The sequence below is a fragment of the Candidatus Thermoplasmatota archaeon genome, from assembly GCA_035541015.1.
GTDB lineage: Archaea > Thermoplasmatota > SW-10-69-26 > JACQPN01 > JAIVGT01 > DATLFM01.
The window spans coordinates 16,199-27,326 of record DATLFM010000054.1 but is presented as its reverse complement, the minus strand read 5'-3'; the positions used below and the strand labels follow the sequence as shown (position 1 = coordinate 27,326).

The window sequence follows — 11,128 nt, the reverse complement described above, 5'->3', positions numbered from 1 at the left end:
GGAGGAGGCGCGGTCCTCGTGGCCGCGCCTCCTCCCACGAGGCCCTTGAGCGACGAGAGCTGCGGCGGCGCGTAGGAGCCCGCAAGCCGCGTGCTCACGACATCGTCGATCGCCCACGCAAGCGTCGCGGCCACCACGAGCGCGTTCCCGAGGAGGTCTCCCCCCGCGTTCCCGCCCCGCTCGAGCGTGGCGGCCGCAACCGCAAGCGCGGCGCCGCCGAGAAGCACGATGCCAAGGCCCGCCCGCGCGCCCACGCGCTCGCCAAGGAACGTGCGCGCGAGCACGATCGCAAAGAGGATCTCGGCCGTGAGGAGGAACGAGGCGTCCACGGCCGTCGTCCGAAGGAGCCCCGCGAACAGGAGCACGGGCGCGACGGCGCCCCCCGCAAGCGACATCGTGAGGAGCAGGGGCACGTCTCGGCGGGCAAAGCGCGCGCGCAGGAGGAACGGCGAGAGCGCCGCGCCGGCCAGGAGGTACGCGACCGAGGCGAGCGCAAGGGGGTGGAGATCCGCCGATTTGGCGACGACGTTCACGAGGCCAAACGTGACGGCGGAGGCAAGCGCGATCGCGGCGCCGGAGAGGAGGTTCCTGCGCATGTGCGCAGGAACGCAAGGTCCAAGTGCCGGATGAAGGTTCGCCTCGTCCATGCCGGGGATCGCGGGACCCTTGCACCGGCTCGACGATCCGCGCCTTGCCGCGCGCGTGCACCTCTTCCCCGAGAGCGTCATCCGCGAAATGACACGCCTTGCCGCGCGCCACGGCGCCGTCAACCTCGCGCAGGGCTTCCCGGACTGGGACCCGCCGCGCGAGGCCGTCGACGCGGCAGTCGAGGCCATGCGATCCGGCGGGCGCAACCAGTACGCGGTCACGTGGGGCGCGCCCGAGCTTCGCCAGGCCATCGCCCGCTGGAGCCTCCGCGACGGCCTTCGGCCCGATCCGGACGCAAACGTCACGGTCACCTGCGGCGCGACGGAGGCCATGATGGCGGCCATGCTCGCGCTGTGCGACCCGGGCGACGAAGTGATCGTGCCCGAGCCGTTCTACGAGAACTACGGCCCGGACGCGGCGCTCTCGGGCGCGCGGCCGCGATTCGTGCCCCTGTACCCGGAGCGCGGGTACCGCTTCGACGAGGAGGAGATGAAGGCCGCCTTCGGGCCCAAAACAAAAGCGCTCATCCTCAACACGCCCTCGAACCCCTGCGGCCACGTCATGCGCCGCGACGAGCTTTCGCTCCTGGCCGACCTCTGCACGGACCACGACGCGTTTGCCGTCACGGACGAGATCTACAACTTCCTCACCTACGACGGACACAAGCACGTCTCCATGGCCACGCTTCCCGGCATGGACGAGCGCACGATCACGATCCAAGGCGCAAGCAAGGTCTTCAGCGCCACGGGCTGGCGCGTCGCGTGGCTCCTTGCGCCGCCCACCGTGAGCGTGGCCCTGCGCCGCGTGCACGACTTCCTTACGGTGGGAGCGCCCCACCCGCTGCAGCTTGGCGTCGCCGCCGCGCTCGCGCTTCCCGACTCGTACTACGAGGAGCTTCGCGCCCGCTACGACGCGCAACGCCACCTCCTCGTGGGCCTCCTGCGCAAGGCGGGCTTCCGCGTCGATCCGCCCGAAGGGGCTTACTACGTCCTGTGCGACTTCCGCGACGTCGCCGCGCCGGCGGCGGCCAAGGAGGACGACCGATCGTTTGCCGAATGGCTCGTGCGCGAGATCGGGCTCGCCGGCGTCCCGGGAAGCTCCTTCTTCTCACGCGCCGAGCTCGGGCGAAGCCTCGTCCGGTTCCATTTTGCAAAGAGCGAGGCGACGCTGCGAGCGGCTCAAGCGAGGTTGGCGAAGCTGGGGTGACGAAGGTTCCACGGCGTCACGAAAACCGACTTAATGCACGGGGGGCATGGGAAGGCGCATGAAGCCCGCTCCGGGGCTCCTCGCCCTCGCTCTCCTGGCCACCCTTGCCACGCAGGTGGCGGCGAACCCGCACGAGACGGAGACCCCGCGCGAAGGGGACGCGGCCGAATACCGTCTCGTGCGCGGAACCGAGACCTTTCGCGCAATCTTCGAATGGCGGGTCGATCCCGTGTTCCTTCCGGACGGCCGCGTCGTTCCGTTGCCCACCCTTCGCGCAAGCCTCGTCGCCAACGCGGCCCCACTCGATCCGGGCGCCGCCTCTTCCCCGCCGCGCGCGTCCTTCCTCAACCCGCATGCGGACGACGGGCTCCCCCCGCCTGCAGCAGACTCCGTCGCCGTCCACTGGTCGAGCTACCCTTCCAACGCGGTGGCGTGGTCGATCTCGTGGCTCGACACGACGGACGGCGACCGCCGAGTCGCCACGCGCACCACGCTCGGACGGTGCGCCGACGCCGCGTGGCTCTTGCGATGGGCCGATCCCTCGTGCGCCAACGGCTCGCGCGCGACGCCAAGCGAGTCGCCGGGCCTGCCCGCGCGCGTCGACGGCGACGGATGGAGCCTCGAACGAGTGGCCATCCGGCGCGGCGCCGAGCCGCTGCGGCCGGTCCATCTCGGTCCCGTCGCGACGGCGCGGGTTCCCCTCGTGGAGTGGGGGGCGCGCGGGCCTGCCGACGGCGACCTTGCCGGAAACCCCTTCGCCGCCGCGCACGACGCGCTTGTCGCGCAAGATCCCGACGCGGCGGCGTACCTCGCCTCGCGTCCCGGCGCGCGCCTCCTTCAAGCGCGCCACGCCTTCGCGACCGCGCTCGTCTTCTCCGAGGAGCCGTGGAAGGACCGCCTGAAAGGCGTACCGTGCGTTTCGCCCGGCGCCGCGCGAACCCCCGGCGGCGAGTGGAGCGCGGGGTGGATCGACCACGACGGCAGCCTCTTTGGCATCGTCCAACGGATCGGTTCGCCAATCGCCCTCGACCGCGCGATCCACGCGGACCTCGACACCTACGGCCTGCGCCACCTCGGAGCCGCCCCCGCCGCCCGAGCGCCCGCGCCCCAGGCGCTCGCGGATCTCCTTGCGCTCGTTCCCCCGGAGCGAGGAGAGGTCGCCACCATCGACTACGACTTCTTGCCCCAAGGCGCCCTCGCGAGCGTTTCACGCGGCACCTGCGCGAAGGATCCGGTCACGGGCCGCGCGAGCTACACCGGCGCGTCGATCACGTTTGTCGACGGCGAGGCGCGCGGCACCCTCACGCTGGCCGCCGAGCGCGACCGCCCGCCGCTTCCGGCGGGCCTTTCGCCGGCCGCCGCCGCTCCGGCTTCCGCCGGCGGAGCGCGCATCGGGGGCGCTCCCCCCTCCGCCCCGCCGGCGGCCGCCCTCGCCGCCGGCGCGGCCGGGGCCCTCCTCGGCGGCGCGCTGCTGTACCACCGCATCCGGCCGACCGACGCGCTTGCCAATGCCAAACGCGCTCGCGTGTACCGCTTCGTATGCGAGGCTCCCGGCCAGACGATCCAGGACATCGCGCGAGGGCTCGGCCTTCCGCGCAACACGGTCGAGCATCACGTCCGCACGCTCGAGAAGAACGGATTCCTGCGCGTCCACGACGGGCCGCGGGGCAAGGCCGTGCTGCCCGCGACGTCGCGCGTCTACGAGCCCGTCCTCGACCGCGAGCACGTCCGCGACCTCCTCCGCATCCTCAAGGAGAGCCCCGGGATTTCCCAGCATGAGCTCGCCGCCCGGCTTGGCATGCGCAAGGGCCATCTCTCGACCCTCGTGCGGGACCTGGAGGCCTGCGGCTTCCTTGCGCGACGACGCGACGGGCGCAGCGTGCGGATCGATCCGGCGGGTTCCAGCCGATTCTGAAACGACTCAAGAGGGCGCAGGACGGCTTCCGCGTCATGAAGCTCGCCCTGCTCCTTGCGGCCGCGCTCCCGCTCGCCGGATGCCTCGCGGACGCTCCGGCTGCTCCTCCGCAGGCGCCGGCCTCGGAAGCCTTGGCCCCTGCGACGTCGTCGGAGCCGCCGCCCGCGGAGCCTTCGAACCCAGCGCCCGCCGGGGCCACGGACACCACGGCGCCGCCCGCGGGCGCGCCGCGCAACGTCTCGGAGCCGATCGGCGCGGAGGGGACCACCGAAGGAGAGCTTTGTCCGGGCGCCGCGGGACGGGTCGAACGTTGCGCGGTCTTCGGTGCGGCGCAGGGCACCCCGATTGCGCTTCCGGTCGTCGCGCGCCCCACGTTCCTCCACCTTCGGATCGACGTGGACGAGCCACCGTACGCGCCCCGCTGCGCGTACGCCGTGCTGTACCTGCGGCAGGGCGAGGAGTGGGTCCAGCAGGGCGATGCCGGAAAGGTCGTGCTCGGAGGCTCGCCGCTCGTCGCCGGCTGGATCCTTGGGGAGTACCCGCCCGGTTCGGAATTCCGCGTGGGCGTCTACTGCGGCGAGGACCGTCACGTCCAGCAGGGGCTCGTCACCCTGTACAGCGGGTTCGCCGCCGCGTTCCGGCTGCAGGGCGAACTGTTCCACGAAACCCTGGCGCGGGGGGAATCGGCAGCTCCTTAGGGACGCCGGGACCTTGGCAAGCGTGCGGGAGATACGGTACGACGTCTTCGCAAGCCCGCTCGGCCCGCTTCACGTGGGCGCATCGGACGCGGGCCTCGCCGCCATAGGGTGGGGCGGCGACGAGATCGCCTTCCGCGCCGCGGCCACGAAACGGTTTGGCGTCGAGCCGCTGCGCGACCCGAAGGCTGTGGCCCAGCCGGTCGAAGAGCTGTCCGCGTACTTTCGCGGCGAGCTTCGGACCTTCCAAACGCCCTTCGACCTCTCGTCGGGCACCGAGTTCCAGCGGCGCTGCTGGGAGGCGCTCCTGCGCATTCCGTACGGCGCGACGCGCACGTACAAGTGGGTGGCAAAGGAGGTCGGCGCGACGGACGGCTTCCGCGCCGTCGGCATGGCCAACCACCGCAACCCGCTCATGATCGTCGTGCCGTGCCACCGCGTCGTCGCGCACGACGGAACCCTCGGCGGATACGCCGCCGGCCTCGACGTGAAGCGCCGGCTGCTTGCGCTCGAATCCGGCGTGCGCCCGCTCGCGGCCGCGCCGGAATCTTGATCCGAGCCTCGCGCGCTTGCACGCCCGATGGAGCCCTACGCGTGGATGCCGCCGCCCTCGGTCGTCGAGTCGGCCAACGTCACGCGCTTTGTCCGGAAGCTCGGGCTCTCCTCGCCCGAGGAGCTGCTTTCGCGCTCGCGCGAGGATCCCGCCTGGTTCTGGGGCGCCGTCGAGCGGGAAATCGATGTTTCGTGGTTTCGTGGATATACGAAAGTCTTGGACGTGACGCGCGGCAAGGAGTGGGCCCGCTGGTTTGTGGACGGCAAGCTCAACCTCGCGCACGATTGCGTGGACAAGCACGCGGCGCGGCGGCCCGACGCCCGCGCCGTCGTCTGGGAGGGCGAGGACGGCGCGGTGCGGACGTGGACCTACGGCGAGCTTGCCGCGCAGACGAGCCGGCTCGCGGACGCGCTTTCCCGCTCGGGCGTGCGGCAGGGCGACGCCGTGGGCGTCTTCCTGCCGATGATCCCCGAGACGATCGCCGCGCTTTTTGCGATCGCGAAGATCGGCGCCATCTTCGTTCCCGTGTTCTCCGGCTACGGCGCCGACGCCGTCGCCAAGCGACTCTCCGACTGCGACGCAAAGGCGCTTGTCACGGCCGACGGGTTCTACCGCAAGGGCGCGAAGGTCGACATGAAACGAGTCGCCGACGAGGCGGTCGCGGCGTGCCCGACCGTGCGGCGGGTCGTCGTCGTGCGCCGCCTGGGTCTCGACGTTCCCTGGACGGCCGGGCGCGACGTGACGTGGGAAGAGGCGACTGCCGGCGCGCGCGCGGACCTGCCGGCGACGCCCGTCGACAGCGAGCACCCGTGGATGGTCATCTACACGAGCGGCACGACGGGGCGGCCCAAGGGAAGCGTGCACGTGCACGGCGGCTTTCTCGTGAAGATCGCGCAGGAGGTCCTCCACCAGACGGACCTTCGCGCAGGCGACGTGCTGTTCTGGTTCACCGACATGGGCTGGATCATGGGCCCGTGGGAGGCGGTCGGGTGCCTTGCGCTTGGCGGCACGCTTTTCCTCTACGAGGGCGCGCCCGACCACCCGAGCCCCGATCGGCTGTGGGCCATGATCGAGCGGCATCGGATCACGACGCTTGGCATCTCGCCCACGCTCGTGCGAGCGCTCCGGAAGCACGGCGACGCGCCGGTCCGCGCGCACGACCTCTCCTCGCTTCGGATCCTCGGCTCGACGGGCGAGCCGTGGAACCCGGAGCCGTGGCGGTGGTTCTTCGAGGTCGTGGGCGGCTCGCGCTGCCCGATCATCAATCTCTCGGGCGGGACCGAGGTCGGAGCCTGCTTCCTGTCGCCGCTTCCCACGACGCCGCTTCGCCCCTGCTCGCTTGGGCATCCCGCGCTTGGCATGGACGTCGACGTCGTGGACGACAAGGGCAATCCCGTGCCGCGCGGCACCGTCGGCGAGCTCGTCTGCCGCAAGCCGTGGCCCGGCATGACGCGGGGGCTCTGGAAGGATCCCGATCGGTACCTGGAGGCGTACTGGAGCAAGATTCCGGGCCTCTGGGTGCACGGCGACTGGGCCTCGATCGACGCCGAGGGCAACTGGTACCTGCACGGCCGAAGCGACGACACGATCAAGATCGCGGGCAAGCGCCTGGGCCCCGCCGAGGTCGAGAGCGCGCTTGTGGACACGGGCAAGGTGGCCGAGGCCGCCGCCGTTGGCATCCCGCACGAGACAAAGGGCGAGGCGCTGTGGTGCTACGCCGTGCTGCGCGCGGGCGTGCTCGCCACCGACGAGATGCGCGCGGAGCTTTCCGCCGCCGTCGCCGCGGCGCTTGGCAAGAGTTTCCGGCCCGACCGCATCCTGTTCGTCACGCAGCTTCCAAAGACGCGGAACGCCAAGATCCTTCGCCGCGCCGTCCGCGCCGCAGCCACGGGCAAGGACGCGGGCGACCTCTCCTCGCTCGAAAACCCGAAGTCGTTGGAGGAGATTCGCGCCGCGCGCTAGGCCGGCGCCTTCAGTCGATGGGCGGGCACGTGCACGGCGGCGGGACGGGCGAGGCGATGGGCCCGAGGACGGCGCACATGGCCATGTAGGGGTGGATGCCCCAGACGCACACGTCGCACGATTGCGGGTCGAGCATGTCCTTGCATTGGGCGCTTGCGCCCGGCGAAGCGGCAGTCGTTCCGGCAAACCCGATCAAGACGGCAATGGCAAGCAGCAGGCTCATGGACGCGCGCATGGGAAGCCCCCGGCCCGTGAGGCTCGTTCCGGCTCTTGGAGTTTTTGCGTCTACTCGCGGCGCAGCCACACGTCGCCCGTCGCGTACCGCTCGCGCGTGACGTCGCCGCGCCGCAGGGCTTCGAGCAGCTGCTCGTGCGCGTCTTCCATCGAGACGCCAAGCACCTCGGCCACTTCGCGCGTCGCCACGCGCTCGCCGGCGGGGAGCGCGGCGGCAAGCAGAGGCGGCGGCGCGGGCACGAGGAGCGTTCCGGTGAGGAATTGCACGACGCCCAGGAGCGCGGGGAGCGACTGGAATCCTTCGACGCGCGCGGTGCGCTCCCCCCACGTGACAAGGAGCGTGGGGTAGGCGCGTAGGTTGAGCGACTCGACGCCCGCAAGCGCGCCGCGGAACTCGCGCTCGGGCTCGCCCGTCGCGACGGCCTCGCGGAACTCGTCCTCGTCGATGCCCACCGAGGCGGCGACGTCCGCGGCGACCTCGACCCGCGAGACGTTGCGCGCGTCGAGGTACACGGCCTCCCGCAGCGCCCGCAGGTACGTCCGCTCCCGGTCGGGCGCGACCAGGCGCGCGGCGTGCACGTGGACGCACGCCGGGTAGGTGCTCGTCGCGCGGTCGCGCGTGGCCGCGTCGCCGCGGATGGGCATCCCCGTCGTGCGCTGCACCGCGGCGAAGAAGCGCTCGACGTCGAAGCCGATGCCCTGCGGATCGGGCAGGCGCTCGAACATGCCGCCAAGCAGCGGACGGAACTCGACCGACGGGTACCGATGCTCGAGCGCGCGGCGGACGGGCTCGAAGCCCCAGCACCAGACGCTGTACGGGTCCGTGAGAAGCTCGACGCGCACCTTGCCCGCCGGAGCGGGAGCGAGCGAGGCGTCGGGCGTGCGGGCGTACGAGACGGCCCACGCGCTTGCCTGCGATCCGATCGGACGTGCGGGATCTTCCGCCACGCCGACGACATGGACGCTCCCCGGAAAAGAAATGTGGCTTACGCGCGGGTGAGGACCGGCTCACGCGCTCGCCTTGCGGACCGACGGCAGCGCCACGCAGCAGCAGGTCGGGTCCGTGCACCGCTCGTGCACGAGCCCCTTCTCGACGAGGCAGCCGCAGTCGGCGCAGACGAGCTTCATGACGACCAAACGTTCCGCCATAAGGTATATGATTGGGCGGGCGAACTGCCGCCCCATGGCCCGGAGGCTTGGGTATATAAACCCCCGCCGAAGCAGGCGCGCCGGCAGGATCTGTCTTGTCGCCTTCACCGTCCTTGTCGTCGTGGCCTCGGCCATGCCGCTTGTCATGGCCGGGGGCGGGCACGGCGGCCACCACGGGCATCACGGGCCTGTCGATCCGCTGTCGCAGAGCGTGCAGCGGTACTTTGCGCCCGCCGGCGCGTTTGCGGAGGCGCCGCCTGCAGCCAGCGAGGTCGCCTTTGGCGAGAGCACTCCCGGCGGCACGCCCGAACCGGTCGTGTGGACGACGCAAGCCTCGTACAACGGGGCGATCAAGTCGAGCGTCTACCTCCGCTTCTGGGTCCGAAGCGACACGCCAAACGTCGCGCTGTTCTCGCCGCAAAGCGGCATGAGCTTCACGGCCGTGCTCGCCAAGAACGGCGAGCCCATCGAGGCCACGCGCTCGTACGTGGGCGTGGACGGCGGCATCCTCGAGGCCGGCCGCGTGTACGACCTTCGCATGTTCCTGCCCGCGGCAGACGTTGCGTTTGCCAAGGGCGACAGCGTCGAGATCTGGCTCACGTTCCTTGGCACGAACCCCGGATCGAACCCCGTCGCAAAGCTCCTCGTCGGCGGCGAGACTCCCTCGTCGGCGAGCTGGACCTTCTCCATCGCAAGCCTCGACGAGCTTGGCCACAGCCACAATGGGTTCCCCCACTTCCCCCTGCAGGGCTTCCCGCTCGACGACCTCCGCGCAGGCGTTCCCGGCGGCGTGGTCATCAACGTGAAGGCGTTCCACTGGGGCTTCTCGCCGAACCCCATCGTCGTGGCCAACGGCTCGCACGTGTTCCTGCGCATCTACTACGACAACGAGGCCGACGACGCCGAAATCATGGAAGGCGTCGTGGACCACCCGGAGCAGCCCGACGGGGCCGCCCACAGCTTCAGCCTCGAAACCTACAAGCGGGGCCTCGTGACGCGCCTGTACCCCGGCGAGGTCGTCGTCATGGACTTCCTGGCCGACCGCCCCGGCGAGTACATGTTCCTCTGCACGGTGTTCTGCGGCGAGTCGCAGGACGCAAGCCGCGGGCACGGCCAGACCATGCACGGCCAGCTCGTGGTCCAGAAGAGCGCGGCCGAGGTCGCAATCGAGGAGCAGCTGCGCAAGACGGCGGTCGAGGAGGCCCAGAAGCAGAAGACGCCGGGGCTCGCGGCGTTCGCCGTCCTCGGCTCGCTTGGCGTGCTGGCCGTGCTGCTGCGGCGGCGCGGCTAGTTCCGGTCCGCCGGCGGCCTAGCGCTTTCCGCTCTCCTTCTCGCTCAGGGGCTCGCAGATGGCCGACGAGCGCTCCAGGTAGCGGTTGAAGCCGATGATGGCGATCTCGCTTCCGAACTCCGCGATGCGGCGCAGGCTCCACGCGATGGCGCGAAGGTCGGCAAGCGCGATGGGATCCTCGACCTTGTCGTAGCAGTCCTGCACGAGGTTGTCGACGTCCTTCTCGACTTGGTTTGCAAGCTCGATCGCGCGGTTCACGAGCTTGACGTCGCGCGTGAACACGCCGGCGAGCCCGTCGGCCACCACCTTGGCGGCGCTGTCGGAGACGACCTTGAAGCGGTGCACGAGCGGCTCCTCGGGGCGCTTGCGCTGGTCGAGAAGGTGCAGCACGTTGTGCGCGATGGATTCGCCGTAGTCGGCGATCGTCTCGAGGTTCTTGCTGATGAGCCGGTTCCCCAGGATCGGTAGCGTCTCGGTGAAGCCGACCTTCTCCGCGAGCACCGGGTCCATCTGCGCCGAGAGGAGGAGGCGCAGCGTGAGCCAGTACATCATGTCCGCCTCGTCCTCGCGCTTGGCCGCGTCCTTGGCAAGCTCGGCGTCGTTGCGGACGAGGCTCTCGATCGCTTCCTTGTGGATGGTGCTTCCGATCGTGTAGAGGCGCTTCATGACGCTCTCGATGGGGAAGCGCGCGGGATCCACGCTGCACTGGAGCTCGATCTCGTCGGCCGTCTCCTGCAGGATGCCCATGCCCATGAGCTTGTTCGCCGAGGCGCGGACCTCCTGGATGTGATGGCTCTTGATGCGGCCCTTGCTGCGGATGCGGATCACGTTGCGGCCGATGACGTAGTTCCCCACGACGATGCGGCCCAGCATGCCCGGCTCGTCGCACAGGTCCGCGTTCACGATGTACTCCACGTCGGCGTGGTGCGGCTCCTGCTGGCCCTTGCTCGCAAGCACGCGCAAGGTTCCGTCCTTGGCCTCCTCGAGGAGCACGACGTCGCCCTTGCGGATCTCCCACCGCTCGACCCAATTCTTCGGCAACGACACGCTCAACGTCGAAGCGCCTACTTTCTGGACCTTACGAGATTCCACAGCCACCGCCCAGTCCTATTTGAGAGCGATTCCTACATACTTATAAGTACTCGGGGCTGGCGAGGGGGCTGGATAATGGCGAAGCCGATGCTGGCAGGCGGAAGCCACCGCGCCCCAGAAGGGGGAAGAGGGTACAGAGAGCGGAAAACTCTCTTGGGGCGGGTGGACGTGAACTTCGCGGCCGCAAGCGGCCGTTGGTTCAGAGGTTTGCGCTCGGTTTCTCATGTTGGGAGGCTGAGAAAGGGGGCCCGAGGCGCAACCCTCGGACCGGCATAATGACGGCCCTCTCTTGATGCCTGCCTGCTTACAGTATTTACCACATACGAAATCCGTATCGGCACCTGGAGCCGTCTGCCCGCGCTTTCCCGGCCTGCCCGCCGAAA

Annotated in this window: 10 protein-coding genes; 6 read left to right on the top strand and 4 right to left on the bottom strand. The window is 70.3% G+C overall.

Translation table 11 applies throughout. The features are described from left to right. Window positions 1-596, bottom strand: a 596-nt coding sequence (locus tag VM681_05010; protein HVL87356.1) for a DMT family transporter, incomplete at its 3' end; no start/stop codon positions are given. Window positions 597-645: 49 nt separating this feature from the next. Between VM681_05010 and VM681_05005 the strand changes: the two genes are divergently transcribed. From VM681_05005 to VM681_04985, 5 genes are read left to right on the top strand one after another with little or no spacing between them, the layout of a single operon-like run. After that, a complete protein-coding gene (locus VM681_05005) occupies window positions 646-1,854 on the top strand; it encodes an aminotransferase class I/II-fold pyridoxal phosphate-dependent enzyme (GenBank protein HVL87355.1) in 1,209 nt (402 codons plus the stop codon). A gap of 58 nt (window positions 1,855-1,912) precedes the next feature. Continuing rightward, window positions 1,913-3,769, top strand: coding sequence for a winged helix-turn-helix transcriptional regulator (locus VM681_05000; protein ID HVL87354.1), 1,857 nt, complete (start codon window positions 1,913-1,915; stop codon window positions 3,767-3,769). 35 nt (window positions 3,770-3,804) lie between these two features. Then, complete coding sequence (locus VM681_04995) at window positions 3,805-4,467, top strand: hypothetical protein (protein HVL87353.1); 663 nt, start codon at window positions 3,805-3,807, stop codon at window positions 4,465-4,467. Window positions 4,468-4,489: 22 nt separating this feature from the next. Beyond that, window positions 4,490-5,017: a methylated-DNA--[protein]-cysteine S-methyltransferase gene (locus VM681_04990; protein HVL87352.1), complete on the top strand. Its 528-nt coding sequence runs from the start codon at window positions 4,490-4,492 to the stop codon at window positions 5,015-5,017. A gap of 27 nt (window positions 5,018-5,044) precedes the next feature. Further along, window positions 5,045-6,979 (top strand): acetate--CoA ligase, encoded by a 1,935-nt coding sequence (locus VM681_04985; GenBank protein HVL87351.1) that lies wholly within the window; start codon window positions 5,045-5,047, stop codon window positions 6,977-6,979. Window positions 6,980-6,989: 10 nt separating this feature from the next. Here the strand turns inward: VM681_04985 and VM681_04980 are convergent, their stop codons facing one another. Both VM681_04980 and VM681_04975 read right to left on the bottom strand, forming a co-directional pair. Then, window positions 6,990-7,214 carry a hypothetical protein gene (locus VM681_04980; GenBank protein ID HVL87350.1) on the bottom strand — a complete coding sequence of 75 codons (225 nt, stop codon included), beginning with the start codon at window positions 7,212-7,214 and terminating at the stop codon, window positions 6,990-6,992. Between the two features lie 50 nt (window positions 7,215-7,264). Then, the gene (locus VM681_04975; protein ID HVL87349.1) at window positions 7,265-8,161 is read right to left on the bottom strand and encodes a DsbA family protein; all 897 of its coding nucleotides are present in this window, start codon (window positions 8,159-8,161) and stop codon (window positions 7,265-7,267) included. 235 nt (window positions 8,162-8,396) lie between these two features. On the opposite strand from VM681_04975, the gene VM681_04970 reads away from it, so the two are divergent. Then, complete coding sequence (locus VM681_04970) at window positions 8,397-9,653, top strand: hypothetical protein (GenBank protein HVL87348.1); 1,257 nt, start codon at window positions 8,397-8,399, stop codon at window positions 9,651-9,653. Window positions 9,654-9,671: 18 nt separating this feature from the next. On the opposite strand, the gene VM681_04965 is transcribed toward VM681_04970, so the two are convergent. Next, complete coding sequence (locus VM681_04965) at window positions 9,672-10,700, bottom strand: PhoU domain-containing protein (GenBank protein ID HVL87347.1); 1,029 nt, start codon at window positions 10,698-10,700, stop codon at window positions 9,672-9,674. Window positions 10,701-11,128 lie beyond the last annotated feature (428 nt).

Bases quoted from the DNA above. Each gene is read 5' to 3' on its own strand.
- VM681_05005 (HVL87355.1), top strand. From the start codon at position 646: ATGCCGGGGATCGCGGGACCCTTGCACCGGCTCGACGATCCGCGCCTT.
- VM681_04985 (HVL87351.1), top strand. From the start codon at position 5,045: ATGGAGCCCTACGCGTGGATGCCGCCGCCCTCGGTCGTCGAGTCGGCC.
- VM681_05000 (HVL87354.1), top strand. From the start codon at position 1,913: ATGAAGCCCGCTCCGGGGCTCCTCGCCCTCGCTCTCCTGGCCACCCTT.
- VM681_04995 (HVL87353.1), top strand. From the start codon at position 3,805: ATGAAGCTCGCCCTGCTCCTTGCGGCCGCGCTCCCGCTCGCCGGATGC.
- VM681_04970 (HVL87348.1), top strand. From the start codon at position 8,397: ATGGCCCGGAGGCTTGGGTATATAAACCCCCGCCGAAGCAGGCGCGCC.
- VM681_04980 (HVL87350.1), bottom strand. From the start codon at position 7,214: ATGCGCGCGTCCATGAGCCTGCTGCTTGCCATTGCCGTCTTGATCGGG.